Raw genomic sequence first — 18,000 nt, forward strand, 5'->3', positions numbered from 1 at the left:
ACTATATCCGGACGTTTAATTCAGGGTTCGAGTGTGAACTCTGACCGATTGTTCACGACACGAAAGTTACCCATATCGAGCGTTTCATTTTGAAACCGGATAACTTCCACTGCACTCATGGCACCGACAACCACGTTTAATGGCGGCGTGCCACGCACATCTAACTTGTCGCCTTGTTGGCGTAGGCCACTAACCAAACGCTGGCCGGTGGCATCGGTAACTTTTAGCCAGCAGTCACCACTGAATGTCATTTCCAAGCGACCAACAGAAGACTCCGCTACAGAATCGACAGCGTCGGCTGCCTCAAGCGGCTCCTCGTCCGAAGCGGCCGGCTCTTCAACGGGATCTAAGGTATCTGGCAGAACTTCCGTTTCCTCGACATTGCTTTGTGCCATGGGAAGCGGGTCGTCGGCTTCACTCAACGGTTCTTCGCTTTCAGGAATATCGGTTGCAGCCGTTTCCCTGGCAGGAGAAATGGCTGGAGAATCAATAGCCGGTTCTGACAACTCTTCGGCCACATCCCCGTCCTGATCCATCACGGTTTCAGAAGCACGCGAGGCACTGTCCTCGTTAGCTGTTTGCTTTTGCGTCACGAAATACAAGGCGATAGACGCAACCACGCCAATCAACAAGAGCCAGAGAATCGTTTTGGCAATTCGCTGTTTCCGTTTTTTGCGGCGCTCAATATCAACCAGCGGGCTAGTTTGCAAAGCCTCTTCGCGCCGTTTTCGGGCCGGAGCCAACTCCGCATCAAGATCACGGATTACCGAGTCTGCATTCAAACCTACTTGCCGGGCGTAGGCCCTGACATAGCCTTTCAGAAACAGTTCGGTATCAATTTTTTCGTAGTCCCCGGCCTCGATTGCCTGAACTACCGAAGGGCGAAGGTGTTGCTGCTCGGCCACAGCCGAAACCGACAAGCCTTTCGCTTCCCGTGCTCGCTTTAACTGTTGGCCAACAGGCTCCGCAGGGCTGTAATTTTCCGGCTTATCACTGACCATTCGCAACCAGCACCTTATATTGTTGGTATTCCTCAGACTCGGCGAACTCATTTTTCAGCAAGAGAGCCAAGCTAGCCTCTTGATCACGGTCCTGAAAATATCGCGCAATTCGAATACCCGTATACAAACTCTCGGCAGAATGCACCAGTCTGGGCGTGTTCTGAATCATGACCTGTAGACGTGAGTAATAACGCGAAGCGGCCGAATAGTCGCTCTGCTCCACCAAAACACGGGCCAGTGATAACAGGGTACGTGCCTCGCCACGACTCAATTCAACCGCTCTGCGGTAGGCTTGCTCGGCCTGCTCTAAATTACCAAGCTTTTCGTGGGTCAGCCCAAGATTGTAAAAAACACCACTACGGTCTTTGTAGGCGGTATCTTCAGATGCTTTCGCGAACTGAGCTCGGGCTTTATCGTAATCGCCCTGACTGTATAGGAATGCCCCGTAATACACCCTGCCACGTGTGTAACTGCCATCTGCAGAAACAGCGTCCTTGAAACTCTGTTCTGACAGCTGCTCGTCCCCTTCAGCGCTATAGACCAATCCCATAGCGGCTAATGCGGGCGCATAGTCGTCGTCAATTTCCAAGGCGCGATCGAGATGATGACGGGCACGGGTCAGATTCCCCTGTCCAATGTACCGTGAAGCCAGCTTAACGTAGTTCTCAAGGGCTTTTTCGCGATCCGCTTCACGGGTAAACCGGCTGTCTGTAGTGGTTACGCAGCCTGAAACGAGCATTCCCAAAACCAGCAAGGAAAGCGTGGCCAGTTTTACGGCTGTGTTTTTAACCATCTACAAACACCTTCTGTTATAACTGAACACCTTCGGGATCAGGGGTTCACTTGTTGCACGGCGATATAGCGTTGGCTACGTTTTGTCCGGTCTTCAACCCGGCCAACCAGCTGGCCACAAGCCGCATCGATATCGTCTCCGCGCGGCGTACGAACCGTGGTCACATAGCCGGCTTCCGTCAGCGCGTTCTGGAAACGCCGCGTAGCGTTCATGCTCGGACGTTCGAAATCACTTTCCGGGAACGGATTAAACGGTATCAGGTTGATTTTGCATGGCAACCCTTTCAACACCACCGCTAACTCTTTCGCATGCTCAAGCTTATCATTAACGCCTTGAATAACCGTGTATTCAATGGTCGCCTTTCGCTTATCGGGCAATCTCGCAAGATAACGGCGTGTGGCGGCCAACAATTCAGAAATCGGGTACTTTTTATTCAGCGGCACCAATTGGTTACGCAGCTCATCATTAGGCGCGTGAAGCGAGATGGCCAGTGAAACATCCGTAACCTCACCCAGGCGATCCAACGCTGGAACCACACCGGACGTACTTAATGTGACACGACGCTTGGAAATCCCGTAAGCGAGATCTTCCATCATCAGGTTCATGGCATCGACAACGTTATCGAAATTGAGCAGTGGCTCGCCCATACCCATCATGACCACATTGGTAATCGGCCGGCTACTAGGCTCGTACGGCATGAATGCCTTTCGGGCGACCCATACCTGCCCAATAATTTCCGCAGCGGTAAGGTTTCGGTTGAAACCGCGCTTGCCAGTTGAGCAAAAGGTGCAATCCAGGCTACAACCAATCTGAGAAGATACGCACAACGTGCCCCGTTCACCATCGGGAATCAATACAGTTTCAACGTTGTTCCCGTTGTCCATCCGCATGACCCATTTACGGGTTCCGTCTTTGGATGTCTCGTCGTAAACGACCTCCGGGCCACGTATTTCCGCGATTTCCTTGAGTCGCTCGCGCAGAGCCACGCTCATATTGGTCATTTGATCGAAGTCATCAACGCCACGCTGATGAATCCACTGCAGTACCTGCTGAGCGCGAAAGCGTTTTTCGCCCAGGGTCTCGAAAAAGGCCTCCAGCTTTGCTTTTGGCAGTCCGAGAAGATTGGTTTTTTCAGCAGGGGCAGTCATGGCATAACCTCGATCAGATAACCAATTCAGGGGCGACGAATGTCACCCCTGAAAGGACAACTTTAGCCGCGCGGGCAGATTTCGTTGTCGTTGAAAAAGTATGCCACTTCGCGCTCGGCAGAAGCTGCAGAGTCGGAGCCGTGAACGGCGTTGGCATCGATAGAAGAAGCGAAATCTGCACGGATGGTGCCGGCTTCAGCTTCTTTCGGGTTGGTAGCACCCATCAGTTCGCGGTTCTTCAGGATGGCGCCTTCGCCTTCCAGAGCCTGAACAACAACAGGACCAGAAGTCATGAATGCAACCAGGTCGTTGAAGAAAGGACGCTCTTTGTGCTCAGCGTAGAAACCTTCAGCTTGTTCCTGAGTCAGGTGCATCATCTTGGCTGCAACAATTTGCAGGCCAGCCTTTTCGAAACGGCTGTAGATTTCGCCGATTACGTTTTTGGCTACCGCGTCGGGCTTGATGATAGAGAGCGTGCGCTCGTTTGCCATGTCATTTCTCCAGTCTGGTTAGGGGTAAAAATCAGGGCGTAGATTATACGCAGTCAATGGGCCACTGCCTACCGCACCTTGCGAAGTCGAGTAACTACATCAACAATTTGACTGCTTGCACATTCAATTTCTTCAGTCGTTGTGTAACGACCAAGCGAAAACCTCAACGCACGGTGGGCAAGTTCGTCACTCAGGCCAATACCGCGGAGTACGAAAGACGGCTCAACCGAAGCCGACGCACAGGCAGAACCCGAAGACACCGCCATGTTCCGAAGGCCGAGCATAAGCGATTCGGCTTCAACACCTTCAAATGACAGGTTAACAACACCTGGCACGCGATACTCCGAACTACCGTTAAAATGCACGCCTTCCAATGACTCTAGGCCAGACAAGAAACGCTGGCGCAAATCTTCCAGTCGCGCCATTTCTTCCTCGAGCCCCTGACCGGCCAGTTCGAACGCCTTGCCCATACCCACAATCTGATGGGTAGCAAGAGTGCCAGACCGCATATTCCGCTCGTGACCGCCGCCATGCATCTGAGCTTCGACACGAACGTCCGGTGAGCGACGCACGTATAAGGCCCCTATACCTTTGGGACCGTATACCTTGTGAGCAGACAACGACATCAGATCAACATTAAGCTGACCGACATCTACCGGGATCTTTCCGGCCGCTTGCGCCGCATCAACATGAAATCGAATGCCACGCTCTCTTAACAGGGAGCCAATGGCCGAGATATCGGTAATGCACCCCAGCTCATTGTTCACCAGCATCAAACTGACGAGCACCGTATTATCTTTTAGCGCCTGCTCAACAGATTCCGGAGAAACACGACCATCGGGCTCGGGGCGCAACCAGGTAACTTCGACGCCCTGCTCCTCCAACCACTTGCAGGTGTCCACCACCGCCTTATGTTCGATGATCGAAGTCACAATGTGCGGTTTACTGCCGATATCCACCGACCCTTTTATCGCCAGGTTATCGGATTCGGTCGCGCCCGAAGTCCAGACAATTTCTCTAGGGTCAGCATGAATCAGCCCGGCCACTTGGCGGCGAGCATTTTCGACTGCAGCTTCAGCCTGCCAGCCGAACCCGTGGGACCGCGAGGAAGGATTACCAAAAACACCATCCAGCGTAAGGTGTTTTGCCATTAACTCAGCGACAACGGGATCAACCGGCGTTGTCGCCGCATAATCAAGATATACAGGCTTTTTCATAATTTAACGGGGGTACGTTGTTTTCAGGCCGGAGCCTGATCTGTCAGTTGGCGGGTATTGATCGCATCTGCATCGGCCTCTGACTGCTTGCGATTTTGCCGGTCAGCAACCAATTGAATTTCACGTTTGCGCATCAAGTCGCCGAGACTGATATCGCTCAGGAATTGGTGAATCTGGTCACTCAAATCGGACCAGAGGTGATGTGTCAGGCATTTTTCGCCATTCTGACAATCACCTTTATTGCCACACCGCGTGGTATCCAGCGATTCACTAACCGCATCAACCACTTCAGCAATAAACACCTCATCCGCGTGACGACTCAACCGGTATCCTCCACCGGGCCCTCGGATACTCACCACAAGGTGGTGCCGACGCAAACGGGAAAAAAGCTGTTCCAGGTAGGATAAGGAAATTTCCTGGCGCGACGAAATATCGGCCAGACTCACCGGCCTTTCACTGCTATGCAGTGCCAGATCCAGCATTGCTGTTACGGCATAGCGGCCTTTTGTGGTGAGCTTCATATTCTCAGCCCCGACGATGGGTTTGAATATCGGATTCCATCGTCGAGTATGAATTGACCTACTAAAACAGTCAAGTATTCAGGCTTTGCCGTCGCTCTCGGGCTCATCGCGCACACAATCAAAATCCTCTTCATCCAATTGCGGCAAATCCCCGTTCTGATAATCGCTATTTACTTTGCGAAGCGCCTTGCACATCACCTCCAGCCGCTCGTCCACAGCATGCATGTGATCAAGCAAAGCACGAACGGAGCGAGCTACAGGGTCGGGCATTTCTTCGGTAACTCCGTATGCATCGAAGCCCATGCGCTCCTCCATCACCTTGCGGCGCGGATTTTCCGCTTCTTCTGCCTTACGCTTAACAATAACCCGTCCCGGAATACCCACAACGGTTGCGCCGGCAGGGACAGCCTTGGTCACAACAGAATTGGAACCAACCTTGGCCCCGGCACCGACCTCGAAGGGCCCTAGAATCTTCGCGCCAGCGCCAACCACTACGCCGTCACCGATTGTGGGGTGACGTTTGCCTTTATTCCAGCTGGTACCTCCGAGAGTAACACCTTGATAAAGAGTGACATCATCACCAATAACCGTGGTTTCCCCAATCACCACACCCATGCCGTGATCGATAAAGAAGCGACGACCAATAGTGGCTCCCGGATGAATTTCAATACCCGTGAACCAGCGAGTCAGAGTCGAGATCGTGCGTGCCAGCCACTTCAGACCCAAACCCCAGATCCAGTGCGCCAAGCGATGCAGAAGCAGCGCATGCAGCCCCGGGTAGTTCGTTAGCACTTCAAACGTATTGCGTGCTGCAGGGTCGCGATGAAAAACGCTGTTTATGTCTTCCCTTAAACGTTCAAACATAACTCTACTCCTGGCCTTTATTTTGGGAGTCTTGGGCATTCCCGGCACTCTGCTCTTTGCTGCCCTGGATACCAGCCGCTTTCTGTATAGAGGAAAGAACGCCGCGAAGAATATTTACTTCCATTTGGTCCATGCGTGCTCGCTGGAAAAGCCGCCGCATACGCGCAATCAGATGGCGCGGGTTATCCCGGCGATGGAAATTTACGTCCACGAGCGTCTGCTCGAAATGCCCGAAAAAGCCTTCCACTTCACCGGCAGTCGCGGGCGGCGAATCCCAACCCTCATCACCAGGAGCGACCATGGGCTGAAGGTATGGGCGAGACTCGCCCTCTTCAAGACTTTTCAGATAAAACATTCTTAGCTCATAACAAATAACCTGAACCGCCATGGCCAGATTCAAAGAGCTGTAATCCGGATTCGAAGGAATATGAATGTGGTAATGGCAACGCTGCAGCTCTTCATTAGACAAGCCATGGTTCTCGCGCCCAAACACCAGGGCCACTTTCCCACTTTCTGCCTGCTGCACGGCTGTTGCTGCCGCATCGGGCGGCGGAATCACGGGCCAAGGCACCTTGCGGCCGCGGGCGCTGGTCCCCATCACCATCACGCAATCTGCAACCGCCTCATCCAGCGACGAAACCACATGGGCCCTATCCAGTACATCACTTGCACCCGCTGAACGGGCGTAAGATGTCTCATCAGGAAACGATGCCGGGTTCACGAGCCACAGGTTACCAAGACCCATGTTTTTCATAGCTCGCGCAACCGCGCCGATGTTTCCGGAGTGCGAGGTTTCTACCAGGACAATGCGAATTTGGTCATTGAAGGAGTCATTACTTTCCGGCGACAGCGCGGGTTCATGCATGGTATCAGGGCCTGTTACTCGTCAATATTTTTAAAAAAGAGGCGAATCATAACAGAAACCTGAAAAGAACGGTTCCCAGAATATCCCGAAACCCTGCGGTATGCGTGCATTTGCTGAGGCAAAAAGCATACAAGCACCCTGAGTTTTTGCTATGATGGCGACCCTTCACACATTCGGATAATGAACTCTCAGATGCAACCAGCAATTAAAATGGCCCTGCGCGTTGCCCGCCAGGGGTCTGACTACCTCAAGGCCCATTTCGAGCGTCAGGAACCCAACGGCAAAGACGAAGCCGACCGTTACCTGCAGCTGGAACGGGTAGAGCAATCTATCTACGACAACTTCACAGAACAGTTGGCGAAAGCGTATAAAGATCACACCATTGCACCAATGGGTGAAGCGGATGCCAACGGCAGCGAAAGAAGCTGGCACATTTTCCCGATTCTCGGCCGGGAGAACTTCGTTCGCGGCATCCCCGAGTTCGCTCTGGCACTTTCCCAGAAGAAGAACAACCGCACCGAGAACCTCTTGGTTGTTAACCCTATAACTGGCGAAGAATACTCTGCAAGCCGTGGTCACGGCGCAGCATTGAACAGCCGCCGGGTTCGCGCTTCAGACGTGAAGATGCCAGGCAAATCAGCGCTTGCCACCAACCTTCTTGATCAAAGCCGCCAAGGCGACGACCCAATGATCTGGGGAGAGATGGCGGCAACTCTGGCTCGTGATACGGCAATTTTCCGCACCTCCGGCTGCGTCGTGCTTGATATAGCCCGCGTCTCCGCAGGCCTGCTGGATGCCGCCATTATTTTCAGGCCATCCGCTGCCGATCTCGACCTGGGCGTAACCCTAGCCATGGAATCCGGTGCACTAACCGGCGATTTCTCTGGCAACCCTTCGGCAGGCTCAGCTCGCCAGCTGATTGTCGCCAACCCGAAATTGTTCCGGGAGCTTCTCAAGGTAATGAATCCGTTCCGCGGCCGACTACCTCGCTAAGCGTTTTACCGGACACAAAAAAACCGCCATCATCTCTGATGGCGGTTTTTTTATGCGCCGGCATACACCGGCACAGATTTCATTACATACGATTCAACCACTCAGGCGGCTGTTCTTCTTCCGCTTCGTCTCCTGCGCCCTCTTTCGCTGGCACCATAAGATCGTCGCGGGTGACTCCCATAACCATCAACATGTTTGCAGACACGTAGATTGACGAATACGTACCCACAACCACACCAATGATCAACGCCAAAGCAAAGTTGTTAATCGCTTCACCACCCAAGAAATAAAGGGCAATCAAAACAACCAAGGTTGTGCCTGACGTATTGATCGTACGGGAGATTGTTTCGTGGATGGACTGGTTGATCACATCCCAAGGCTCTCCCACCCGCAACTTACGGAAGTTCTCACGGATACGATCCGCTACAACGATCGTGTCATTTAGCGAGTAACCGATTACAGCCAGAATAGCCGCAAGCACGGTGAGATCGAAAGTCCACTGGAAAAGCGCAAACATACCGAGAACAATCAGTACATCGTGTGCCAGCGGGATAACAGAGGCGATTCCAAACTTGAACTGGAAGCGCATACCAACATAAATCAGGACCACTGCAAGCGCAATCAGAAGCCCAAGCCCACTGTCCTCTTTCAGCTCTTCACCGACTTGAGAACCGACGAACTCCGAACTGACCAGCTCAAGGTTGTCGCCAGATTCCGAGAGCGCAGCCGTCACTTCACGGGCTAATTCATCATTCCCGGCTTCCGCCATGCGAATCAGAACGGTGGTATCGGCACCAAAATTCTGAACCGAAAACTGCTCGTATCCGGCTTCAGTAAGTTGATTACGAATTGTGTCCAGGTTCGGAGCCTCAGCATATTCAAACTCAACAGAGGTACCGCCCGTGAAGTCCATACCCAAATTCAGGCCTCGAACTCCGAGCAACACAATAGAGCCAATCACCAACACCAGCGACAACACTGACGCGGCCTTTCGAAGCCCCATAAAATCAAACGGTTGTTTCTTCATATCAGACATTGGCGAGCTTACCCCCGATCGAAAGTTTCTCGACCCTGCGGCCGCCGTATACGAGATTGACGATGCCTCGGCTTACCATCAAACCACTGAACATGGATGTGAGTATGCCGATACACAGAGTGACCGCAAAGCCCTTAACCGGGCCAGAACCCATGGCGAACAAGATAATTGCCACCAAAAGCGTTGTGATATTGGCATCGAAAATCGAAACGAAGGCACGCCCGTAACCCGCGTTTATCGCGCTCTGAGGCGGAACCCCTGCCCTAAGCTCTTCCTTGATCCGCTCAAAGATAAGAACGTTAGCATCAACAGCCATACCTACCGTCAATACGATACCGGCGATACCCGGCAGCGTAAGCGTGGCAGACAGAATCGACATGCACGCCACAAGCAGCATGAGATTCAAGGTCAAAGATATGTTGGCAATCACACCGAAGCCACGGTAGAACGCCAGCATATAGAGAAGCACCAGGCCGAAGCCCAAGGCTACAGACATCACACCCGCATCGATGTTTTTCTGACCAAGGCTAGGCCCGATAGTGCGCTCTTGTACAAAGTACATCGGTGCAGCCAAAGCACCGGCTCGCAGCAGCAGCGCCAGCTCAGCCGCTTCCGGAATCGAATCCAGACCCGTGATACGGAAACTACTTCCCAATGCCGATTGCACAGTTGCGAGACTGATCAGTCCTTTCTCGACAACGCGCTTTTCAACCTGCTTCAGCTCTCCGTTAACCTCTCGGCTTTCGGTTTCTGTACGGAACTCAATAAACAAAACGGCCATACGACGACCGATATTGTTTCGAGTCGCGCGATTCATCAAATCACCACCAACAGAGTCCATGGTGATGTTGACCTGAGGCTGGCCATTTTCATCAAAGGCCTGTTGCGCATTTGCCACATTATTACCTGTAGCAATCACATCACGCTGCAAACGTGCGGTACGCTGAGGGGTATCGCGGAAGCTAAACTGCTCGGTTTCCGAGGAAGAAGCGTCTTGGCGAGCCTCCATCCGGAATTCAAGATTTGCCGTGGCACCCAGAACCCGCTTCGCTTGGGCGGTGTCTTGTACTCCGGGCAACTCTACGATAATGCGGTCTGACCCCTGACGCTGTACCAAAGGCTCTGCAACCCCGAGTTCGTTCACCCGGTTTCGGATGGTGGTCAGGTTCTGTTCCAGCGCGTACTCTTTAATGCCCTGAACCTCTGCGTCTGACAAGGTCAGCGTCAGAAGGTACTCTCCGCCTTCCGAGCTTTCGTTTAACAGAAACTCGTTGTACTGAGCACGAACCAGCGAGAAGGCCTCGGCCCTTGTTTCGGAATCCCGGAAGCTTAGAACGATGTCACGGCTATTTCGAATGTCACCGCCACGGTAGCGAATCCTCTCTTCACGCATATCCTGTTTGATCTGACCTGACAACGCTTCCAACCTTTGAGTCACCGCGGTGTCCATATCAACTTCCAGCAGGAAGTGAACACCACCCCGCAGGTCAAGCCCCAACTTCATGGGGCCAGCGCCCAAACTGCGCAGCCAGTCCGGAGTTGATGGAGCCATGTTCAGCGCTACCAGATAATCATTTCCCAGAGCCGCTTGCACCGCTGGGCGCGCGCGCAACTGAGCGTCAGAACTGTTCAGGCGAATCAGAGCATCGCGCTCTTCAACGGTACTGGATTTAACTTCGATACCCTGACTTTCCAAGGCACCTAAAGCACGATCAAGTATGCGCTGATCAACCTCAGTGCTACCTCGTGAGCCAGTGATCTGGATGGCGTAATCGTCGGGGAAGAAGTTGGGTAAGGCGTAAATGAATCCAATGACCAGAGCGAACACGATCACCAGATTTTTCCAGAGAGGATACTTATTTAGCATGGGATCCCTTTGAGCCGGCTAGTCCGCCAGCCTTGGTGTTTCAGCCAAAATGATTCGGCCGGCGCTATGCACCGGCCTGGAATCGGCTCAGATATCCTTGAGCGTGCCCTTGGGCAGAGCACCGGCAACAGCAACTTTCTGAATCTTGATTTCGATGTTGTCAGCAACTTCCAGAACGATGAAATCGTCGGAAACCTTGGTGATACGGCCAACCATGCCACCAGACGTTACCACTTCGTCGCCCTTGTTCAGGCTGGACATCAGGTTCTTGTGCTCTTTTGCACGCTTGGACTGCGGGCGCCAGATCAAGAAGTAGAAAATCAGAATGAAGCCTGCGAAAAAGATGACCTGACCCATAACACCCATGGACTGACCTTCAGCGCCTTGAGCCATGGCCAGGGTCGGCAGAAGTGTCAGCAGGCCCGCGATTAGCAGTTTGATTGAGTTCATTCAGTTTCTCCGTTTATAGACTGTTCTTTAGTCAAAATTGATCACTCATCGCCCAACGGCGGCACAGTTTCACCGCGTAAGGCGTAGAATTCGCTTACAAAGTCGGACAATGTACCTGCTTCAATGGCACCACGCAATCCGCTCATCAGGTTCTGATAAAAACGCAGATTGTGGATGGTGTTTAGCTGGGAACCAAGCATTTCCCCGCACTTATCCAAATGATGCAGATAGCTTTTCGAAAAGTTTTCGCAGGTATAACAATCACAGCGCTCATCCAGCGGACCCGCATCATGACGATTTTTTGCGTTTCGAATTTTTACGATGCCTGTTGAGGTAAACAAATACCCGTTACGAGCATTACGAGTTGGCATCACGCAATCGAACATATCAACACCACGACGTACCGCTTCCACGATATCCTCCGGGCGCCCTACGCCCATCAAATACCGCGGCTTGTCTTCTGGCATTTTGGGCGGCAGATGATCCAGAATCCGGATCATATCCTCTTTTGGCTCACCCACCGAAAGCCCGCCAATGGCGTAGCCATCAAAGCCGATTTCGGTCAAGCCCTCGAGAGAACGATCACGCAGAGATTCATACATACCGCCCTGCACAATACCAAACAACGCAGACGGATTACCTTCATGAGCTTTCTTGCTGCGCGCAGCCCAACGCAACGACAACTCCATCGAGTCCTTCGCTTGCTTTTCGGTGGCCGGATACGGTGTACATTCGTCGAAAATCATAACGATGTCAGAACCGAGATCACGCTGGACCTGCATCGCAATTTCCGGGTTGAGCTCAACCTTGGCACCATCGACCGGCGAACGGAAGGTTACGCCCTTCTCGGTAATTTTGCGCATTTCACCAAGACTGAACACCTGAAATCCGCCAGAATCGGTGAGAATCGGGCCGTGCCATTGGGTGAAATCGTGCAGATCACCGTGCGCTTTAACCACTTCGGTGCCGGGGCGCAGCATCAGGTGAAAGGTGTTTCCGAGAATAATCTCTGCGCCAATCTCTTTGATATCACGGGGCAACATACCTTTAACCGTGCCGTAGGTACCCACTGGCATGAAGGCCGGGGTTTCAACGGTGCCACGAGGAAAAGTCAGGCGACCACGACGGGCCTTACCGTCTTCACCCAGCTTTTCAAAAGACATAAAACAGGATTCATTCACAAATTTTCTCCACTGGAATCGGAGCTGGCTGTATCAGCTTGATCTGAGCTTGTCAGCCTACCACGGCTCGGCTCTTGAGCCGTCAGGAACATAGCGTCGCCGTAGCTGAAAAATCGATACTGCTGCTCTACCGCTTCACGGTAGGCAGCCATAATGTTGTCGTACCCGGCAAACGCACTGACCAACATAATCAATGTCGACTCGGGCAGATGAAAATTGGTCACCATGGCATCTATGGTGTTAAACCGGTAACCGGGGAAGATAAATATGTCCGTTTCACCCCGAAAGGTGCCCAACTCCCCGGATTGACTTGCAGATTCCAGCGAGCGTACAGATGTGGTGCCTACCGCGACCACTCGCCCACCCCTTGCCCGGGTTTTGCGAACCGCTTCGACTGTTTCTTCCGGCACATGAGCGACTTCACTGTGCATCACGTGCTCTTCGATCTTGTCGACCCGCACAGGCTGGAAGGTACCCGCACCTACATGCAAGGTGACGTAGGCGAATTCCACGCCTTTGGCCTTCAGTGTTTCGAGCAGCGCATCATCAAAGTGCAATCCAGCCGTGGGTGCTGCCACCGCTCCGGCTTCCTGAGCGTATACCGTCTGATATCGCTCGCGATCAGACAGATCATCATCACGTTCCATATAAGGTGGAAGCGGCATGTGACCGATGCGCTCCAAGAGATCGAGAATGGGCTCGTCGCCTTCATTCACAAACCGGAACAACGCATCTTCCCGACCAATCATGGTCAATGAAGAGCCGTCTTCCAGAATAACCTTCTGCCCTTGTTTCAGAGCCTTGGAGGCTCGTGCATGGGCAAGAATCTCCCGTTCACCCACCAACCGCTCAACGAGAACCTCAACACGGCCACCGGTTTCTTTTTGACCGAACAGGCGTGCTGGAATAACACGGGTGTTGTTGAAAACGAGAAGGTCACCGGGTTCGAGTAAATCCGGAAGATTCGTAAACTGGAGATGCTGCGTGTGGCCGGAAACCCCTTCAAGGGTCAGCAAACGAGAGGCACTGCGTTGTTTAAGCGGATAACGAGCGATCAACTCGTCCGGCAAGTCAAAATGAAAATCGGAGACGTTCATGGGCCGGCTATTTGAGATGCCGTAGGATACGGCCAATAAATGGTAGCGGCGGGCGGACTCGAACCGCCACTCCCGTTAAGGAAACNTCACCACGCCGCCATCAGGAAGTGGTGGGAATTATACTGAGCCTGAGTCTGAAAGCAACACGCAAAGTAAAAAAATTTCCCACTGCCTCAAACAATTACAATCGATCAAATAATGACAACCGCGAGATCTGCGCAAACGACTGCTGAGCAGCCTGCAAGACAAAGCTTTGGAAACTCAGATTACTGATTGCTTCCGCATAATCAACGTCTTGCAGCTGCGACCGTATCTCTTTGGTGTAAAGCGCAGAATCTTCCAAAAACGCACTGGTAGATTCCACCGCGTTCATGCGGCCACCTATTTCGGTTTGCTTTAGAAGGATAGACTCCTGGCCGTTGTCCAGATTGGCTAAGGATTCTGATATCAGGGCATCGTATTCCGCATTGCCCTTTGGAGAATCCTTCGAGATGTTATCCAGACCAGCTATGAGATTTTCAATGGTGCCGAAAATGGACTGTTTGTCGTTGATGCCGATTGTGAACGAATCACCTGTCCCCGCAACTGCATCGTAAGCCGCATCAGTGACGGTCATTTCAATTCCAGCCACTTGAAACGTATCACCAACGCTCGGAATAGGTGTTGGTGTCAAATCCAAGGCACCGCCATTCGCTGTGATAGACAACTCTCCTGCCGCATTCACCACAGAAACGGTTAGGTCATTAGGTACGTTCGGCGCGACTGAATCAAACGCGGCCTGAAGGGCACTTTCATTTTGCACAGATAGGCCGGCAATAAATCCGTTGGCCGATGTCGTCTCTTTCATCGAGACCGTAGCGGGAACATTACCAAAAATCCCCTTCCCGTGATCACTAATCGGAACTGTCACACCATCATCTATTTCCAGAACACGCTGCCCTTCATCTCCGTTATAAGTCCAGGCACCATCTTCTTTAACGAAAGCCGGCGAACCACCCTGAAATCCGCTGAAGATATACTCACCTGAAGCGTCACGAGTATTAGCTACGTCAGCCAATTGCCCTAGCCGTTCTTTGAGTTCCGACGAAATAGACTTGCGATCATTGGCGGACAACGAACCGTTACCGGCTTGCACCGTCAGCTCCCTCACCCGCTGGATAATGTCGATGGCACTGCTCAGCGCGCTCTCCTCCTGCTTCAGTCGGTTATCCGCCAGATCGGCGTTACGCTGATAGGTTTCAACGCGACTCAGATTCTGATCGAGCTTAAGAATACGCGCTGCTGCTACCGGGTCATCAGAGGGTTTATTGACCTTCTTGCCGGTGGAGATCTGTTGCTGGGTCTTAACCAGATCGCTATTGATATCCTGCATCCGGTTGATACCACCGGAGAAGATTTGCTGTGATGAAATACGGACCATTTTACCTTACCCCACCTTACCGGAAGCTTTGCAGCAACGTGTTGAACAAGTCCTGCGCCACCGACATAACTTGCGCCGAAGCGTTGTAGGCCGCCTGATACTGAATCAGCTTACCTGCCTCTTCATCCAAATTGACTCCGGATACCGATTCCCGCTGGTTGTTGGACTGCTCCAGCAGAGTTTGGCCTGCCGCCTTATCAAGTTGGCTCTGTCGGGTTTTCACGCCCACGTCTTCTACCAAGCCGGCGTACCCTTCGGCAAAGTTCTGGCTGCCGCCGTTCAAGGTGTTGGCCGTTCCTAAAGCCGCCAGCAATTCCGCGTTTCGGTTATCGGAAACGCCGTTTTTATTGAAGTCGATAACAAATTCATCGCCCACCGCCGGCTCGCCGGTCATTTCAAACTGATAGCCTTGATAGCTGTCACCGTCTGAAGGATTATCACTGAAGAATGTGTTTACCTTTTTAGGATCATAGCTTCCCGTTTCCAGCACGTTGTTGGTGCTATCCCTGATGGTGTAACTATACGTTCCGCTAGTTGAATCGTATGCGCCGAACTCGATCTCTATCGGTCCGTTAGCCAAAGCGCCGCGGGTCTGGAATCCAGGCAACAACGCATTGGTATTCGGGTTGCGGACATTCAGCATTTTGCCCTGCGAAATGCTTGCCGTTCCGAGATTCCCCTCCGCCGCACTGGCCCGAATCGGACTAGCAAACGCAAGATCCTCTTCCCGGCGAACGTTCAAAGCAATATTGGCCGCTGCATTTCGGCTAGGCTGAATCAGGTACTCATCACCCGGATTGAAATCGCCGCCCTCAATCCGCACGTTAAAGCCCGGCATGCTGATTTCAGATTGTACCGGGTCGGGCAGCCGCCCTTGGCGAGCTACTTCTCCTGTTGAGGCATCCACCAACTGATAGCTTTTGCCGTCACCGCTGAACTTCAACGACCAAGTGCCGGCCGCCAACAAACTGCTGTCGGTAATTTCAACAGCCAACTGGGCGTTTTGAGGCTCGGTGTTATTGCCGTTCGCAATCACTCGGCTGCGCTGAAACGCTATGCTGTTTATATCGGTAAAGAAGTTTCCGCCCAAATCCCCTTCCAGATCCATACCGATTTCGTGCTGGTGGTTAATCGCGGATGAAATCCCGATCGCCAAACGGCCAAGCTCATCAAACGCTGGGCGCAAAGCTTCTCGCTCAAAGCGGCGCAAGCCGCCCAATGACCCACCCTGAATTTGGTCATCAACCTGCAACAGACGTCCACCGCTGGTAAGTGTGAACTCCAACTGAGCGGGGTCTTGCGCACTGGTTCTCGTGCCCAATTGCGCCGCATCGGACCCAGTAACGAGCGACTGCCCGTTAGCCAGCGAAACGTTCACCTGGCTGCCATCCGTGTGAGTCACCCGAATGCCTACGAGCGCCGACAGCTCCCGCAGGTTTTCGTCTCGCTTATCCATTAACTCAAGCGGCATTTTGCCCTGAGCGATACCGGGCGATTCGGAAATCGCCAGGTTCAGGTCGGCAATATTTTTCAGCAGCGTGTTGGCATCTTTTACGCCCTGCTGCATTTGGGTTTTGACAGATTCCCGTTGCTGTATGAACTGTTCGTTCAGGGCCTGAAAGCGATTAACCACTTGTTGTGCTTCACTCAGAACCAACTGCCGTTGCGGCAAAGACGTTGGGTCTTCCGCGGCATTTTGGAGGGAGGCAAAGAAGTTGTTCAGCGCATTGCTCAAACCAGTGCTTTCGCCGCCAAGCAAGTTATCCAGCTGCGTAAGCTCCGCGTTGAGGGCGTTCTGCTCTCCAAACAGGGTGCTGTCTTCCCTCAACTGCTGCGTTAGATATTCATTCGCCAAGCGGCGAATGTTCTCAATCGATACGCCAGTACCAACGGTTCCAGCTCCGGTTCGATTGCCTTCTTGCGTGGCAAACTGAACTTCCTGACGACTGTAGCCCGGGGTGTTGGCGTTGGTAATATTATTGGCCGTGGTATTGAGTGCGCTCTGGTGGCTGAGCACACCCGACAAGCCTATCCCGATTAATCCTGCCATGACCTGTTACTCCTTTATCCCACCGTTGCCCATGGACAACGTCATCAGGGAATCACGATTCATAATCCGGCGAATCTTTGAACCGTATTCCGGATCGGTGGCGTAACCAGCTTGCTGCAGTTTTTCTGCGAATACTTCAGGCTCGCCTGCTGAAGAAAGCACATCTTTATAACGCGGATTACTTTGAAGGAATTCCACATAGTCACGGAAACTGGCTTCGTAATCCGGATACGCCCGGAAGTCGGCTCGCTCTTTCATTGCAACACCGCCACGAAACTCAGTGGTGGTAATGGTGACGGCATCGCCATTCCATCGACTGTCTGCTTTGATGCCAAACAGGTTGAAACTCGGCTCGTTTCCATCACCTTCAATCATGTGCTTGCCCCACCCTGTTTCCAGTGCGGCTTGGGCAACCATCAAGCGAGGATCAATGCCGCTCTCCCGGCCAATGCGCCGGGCATAGGGCATCAACTCGCTGACAAAGTGCTCCGGGCTATCAAAGGTGGCAGGCAATTGAGTATTAGGGCTCAATTCGGAAACATCACCAGGCAATGCCTGAACCACGTCCTCTACCACCTTCATTCGTTCAGGTAATGCGGGAGAAATAGCAGGTAAGGTGCGGTCGTAATCCGCCAGCGTAGCTTTGTGGCCTGCCAGTTTTTCGCCGTTAGACGTCACACCCGGAATACTCTCGCCCAACTGCCGAACCAGCGCTTCGGCCAAACCGGTCCCTGAGCCAGTCGCCATACTCAGACTGATCTGGCTATCGAACATGTCCCGGTAGAATTCGCTCTCGTTGCTGTTCAGGTAATTGCCTTCGGCGAACACTTCACCCGCCTTGCGCATGGACTTAAGCATCTCCGACAGGAACAGGCTTTCAAACTGTTTAGCCACCTGTTCAAGCGCTGCTTTTTTATCGCTGCGCGCCTGCATCTTCAGCGAATTAAGGCCGCTGAAATCGGTGTATACCTGAGCTTGCTGTACGCGATGGTCCTGCATGACTTCC

17 protein-coding genes are annotated in these 18,000 nt (G+C 52.7%); 1 reads left to right on the forward strand and 16 read right to left on the reverse strand.

The features are described from left to right. Positions 1–20 precede the first annotated feature (20 nt). From DOQ08_RS13860 to trmJ, 8 genes are all read right to left on the reverse strand, one after another. Positions 21–1,001: a RodZ domain-containing protein gene (locus DOQ08_RS13860; RefSeq protein WP_114335585.1), complete on the reverse strand. Its 981-nt coding sequence runs from the start codon at positions 999–1,001 to the stop codon at positions 21–23. Beyond that, a complete protein-coding gene (gene pilW / locus DOQ08_RS13865; protein WP_114335586.1) occupies positions 991–1,794 on the reverse strand; it encodes a type IV pilus biogenesis/stability protein PilW in 804 nt (267 codons plus the stop codon). Before pilW ends, DOQ08_RS13860 begins: the two co-directional genes overlap by 11 nt. Before the next feature lie 38 nt (positions 1,795–1,832). After that, positions 1,833–2,942: a 23S rRNA (adenine(2503)-C(2))-methyltransferase RlmN gene (gene rlmN, locus DOQ08_RS13870; protein ID WP_114335587.1), complete on the reverse strand. Its 1,110-nt coding sequence runs from the start codon at positions 2,940–2,942 to the stop codon at positions 1,833–1,835. Between the two features lie 62 nt (positions 2,943–3,004). After that, a complete protein-coding gene (gene ndk, locus DOQ08_RS13875) occupies positions 3,005–3,433 on the reverse strand; it encodes a nucleoside-diphosphate kinase (RefSeq protein ID WP_114335588.1) in 429 nt (142 codons plus the stop codon). 68 nt (positions 3,434–3,501) lie between these two features. Beyond that, positions 3,502–4,650, reverse strand: coding sequence for an IscS subfamily cysteine desulfurase (locus DOQ08_RS13880; RefSeq protein WP_114335589.1), 1,149 nt, complete (start codon positions 4,648–4,650; stop codon positions 3,502–3,504). A 23-nt stretch (positions 4,651–4,673) separates the two neighbouring features. Further along, on the reverse strand, positions 4,674–5,171 hold the full coding sequence (gene iscR, locus DOQ08_RS13885; RefSeq protein ID WP_114335590.1) for a Fe-S cluster assembly transcriptional regulator IscR: 498 nt from the start codon (positions 5,169–5,171) through the stop codon (positions 4,674–4,676). A 78-nt stretch (positions 5,172–5,249) separates the two neighbouring features. After that, positions 5,250–6,035: a serine O-acetyltransferase gene (gene cysE, locus DOQ08_RS13890; RefSeq protein WP_114335591.1), complete on the reverse strand. Its 786-nt coding sequence runs from the start codon at positions 6,033–6,035 to the stop codon at positions 5,250–5,252. A 4-nt stretch (positions 6,036–6,039) separates the two neighbouring features. Further along, positions 6,040–6,900, reverse strand: a complete 861-nt coding sequence (gene trmJ / locus DOQ08_RS13895; protein ID WP_114335592.1) for a tRNA (cytosine(32)/uridine(32)-2'-O)-methyltransferase TrmJ — start codon at positions 6,898–6,900, stop codon at positions 6,040–6,042. Positions 6,901–7,092: 192 nt separating this feature from the next. On the opposite strand from trmJ, the gene DOQ08_RS13900 reads away from it, so the two are divergent. Beyond that, positions 7,093–7,893: an inositol monophosphatase family protein gene (locus tag DOQ08_RS13900; protein ID WP_114335593.1), complete on the forward strand. Its 801-nt coding sequence runs from the start codon at positions 7,093–7,095 to the stop codon at positions 7,891–7,893. Between the two features lie 82 nt (positions 7,894–7,975). Here the strand turns inward: DOQ08_RS13900 and secF are convergent, their stop codons facing one another. From secF to flgJ, 8 genes are all read right to left on the reverse strand, one after another. Beyond that, positions 7,976–8,929, reverse strand: a complete 954-nt coding sequence (gene secF, locus DOQ08_RS13905; RefSeq protein ID WP_114335594.1) for a protein translocase subunit SecF — start codon at positions 8,927–8,929, stop codon at positions 7,976–7,978. Next, complete coding sequence (gene secD, locus DOQ08_RS13910; RefSeq protein WP_114335595.1) at positions 8,922–10,796, reverse strand: protein translocase subunit SecD; 1,875 nt, start codon at positions 10,794–10,796, stop codon at positions 8,922–8,924. The genes secF and secD overlap by 8 nt, the downstream gene beginning before the upstream one ends. An 87-nt stretch (positions 10,797–10,883) precedes the next feature. Further along, entirely contained in the window at positions 10,884–11,246 is a 363-nt protein-coding gene (gene yajC / locus DOQ08_RS13915) for a preprotein translocase subunit YajC (RefSeq protein ID WP_114335596.1), read from the reverse strand. Between the two features lie 41 nt (positions 11,247–11,287). Further along, on the reverse strand, positions 11,288–12,409 hold the full coding sequence (gene tgt, locus DOQ08_RS13920) for a tRNA guanosine(34) transglycosylase Tgt (protein ID WP_114335757.1): 1,122 nt from the start codon (positions 12,407–12,409) through the stop codon (positions 11,288–11,290). 14 nt (positions 12,410–12,423) lie between these two features. Continuing rightward, entirely contained in the window at positions 12,424–13,524 is a 1,101-nt protein-coding gene (gene queA / locus DOQ08_RS13925; RefSeq protein WP_114335597.1) for a tRNA preQ1(34) S-adenosylmethionine ribosyltransferase-isomerase QueA, read from the reverse strand. Positions 13,525–13,705: 181 nt separating this feature from the next. Continuing rightward, positions 13,706–14,944, reverse strand: a complete 1,239-nt coding sequence (gene flgL, locus DOQ08_RS13930; RefSeq protein WP_114335598.1) for a flagellar hook-associated protein FlgL — start codon at positions 14,942–14,944, stop codon at positions 13,706–13,708. 16 nt (positions 14,945–14,960) lie between these two features. Then, positions 14,961–16,994 carry a flagellar hook-associated protein FlgK gene (gene flgK / locus DOQ08_RS13935; protein WP_114335599.1) on the reverse strand — a complete coding sequence of 678 codons (2,034 nt, stop codon included), beginning with the start codon at positions 16,992–16,994 and terminating at the stop codon, positions 14,961–14,963. Positions 16,995–17,000: 6 nt separating this feature from the next. Next, positions 17,001–17,993 (reverse strand): flagellar assembly peptidoglycan hydrolase FlgJ, encoded by a 993-nt coding sequence (gene flgJ / locus DOQ08_RS13940; protein WP_114335600.1) that lies wholly within the window; start codon positions 17,991–17,993, stop codon positions 17,001–17,003. Positions 17,994–18,000: the final 7 nt, after the last annotated feature.

The sequence above is a fragment of the Marinobacter litoralis genome, from assembly GCF_003336705.1.
GTDB lineage: Bacteria > Pseudomonadota > Gammaproteobacteria > Pseudomonadales > Oleiphilaceae > Marinobacter > Marinobacter litoralis.

What these genes read in the sequence shown, in the direction of transcription:
- ndk (WP_114335588.1), bottom strand. Translation starts at nt 3,433, where the DNA reads ATGGCAAACGAGCGCACGCTCTCTATCATCAAGCCCGACGCGGTAGCC.
- secF (WP_114335594.1), bottom strand. Translation starts at nt 8,929, where the DNA reads ATGTCTGATATGAAGAAACAACCGTTTGATTTTATGGGGCTTCGAAAG.
- DOQ08_RS13860 (WP_114335585.1), bottom strand. Translation starts at nt 1,001, where the DNA reads ATGGTCAGTGATAAGCCGGAAAATTACAGCCCTGCGGAGCCTGTTGGC.
- flgL (WP_114335598.1), bottom strand. Translation starts at nt 14,944, where the DNA reads ATGGTCCGTATTTCATCACAGCAAATCTTCTCCGGTGGTATCAACCGG.
- flgK (WP_114335599.1), bottom strand. Translation starts at nt 16,994, where the DNA reads ATGGCAGGATTAATCGGGATAGGCTTGTCGGGTGTGCTCAGCCACCAG.
- rlmN (WP_114335587.1), bottom strand. Translation starts at nt 2,942, where the DNA reads ATGACTGCCCCTGCTGAAAAAACCAATCTTCTCGGACTGCCAAAAGCA.
- queA (WP_114335597.1), bottom strand. Translation starts at nt 13,524, where the DNA reads ATGAACGTCTCCGATTTTCATTTTGACTTGCCGGACGAGTTGATCGCT.
- pilW (WP_114335586.1), bottom strand. Translation starts at nt 1,794, where the DNA reads ATGGTTAAAAACACAGCCGTAAAACTGGCCACGCTTTCCTTGCTGGTT.
- DOQ08_RS13880 (WP_114335589.1), bottom strand. Translation starts at nt 4,650, where the DNA reads ATGAAAAAGCCTGTATATCTTGATTATGCGGCGACAACGCCGGTTGAT.
- cysE (WP_114335591.1), bottom strand. Translation starts at nt 6,035, where the DNA reads ATGTTTGAACGTTTAAGGGAAGACATAAACAGCGTTTTTCATCGCGAC.
- flgJ (WP_114335600.1), bottom strand. Translation starts at nt 17,993, where the DNA reads ATGCAGGACCATCGCGTACAGCAAGCTCAGGTATACACCGATTTCAGC.
- DOQ08_RS13900 (WP_114335593.1), top strand. Translation starts at nt 7,093, where the DNA reads ATGCAACCAGCAATTAAAATGGCCCTGCGCGTTGCCCGCCAGGGGTCT.
- yajC (WP_114335596.1), bottom strand. Translation starts at nt 11,246, where the DNA reads ATGAACTCAATCAAACTGCTAATCGCGGGCCTGCTGACACTTCTGCCG.
- trmJ (WP_114335592.1), bottom strand. Translation starts at nt 6,900, where the DNA reads ATGCATGAACCCGCGCTGTCGCCGGAAAGTAATGACTCCTTCAATGAC.
- secD (WP_114335595.1), bottom strand. Translation starts at nt 10,796, where the DNA reads ATGCTAAATAAGTATCCTCTCTGGAAAAATCTGGTGATCGTGTTCGCT.
- tgt (WP_114335757.1), bottom strand. Translation starts at nt 12,409, where the DNA reads ATGTCTTTTGAAAAGCTGGGTGAAGACGGTAAGGCCCGTCGTGGTCGC.
- iscR (WP_114335590.1), bottom strand. Translation starts at nt 5,171, where the DNA reads ATGAAGCTCACCACAAAAGGCCGCTATGCCGTAACAGCAATGCTGGAT.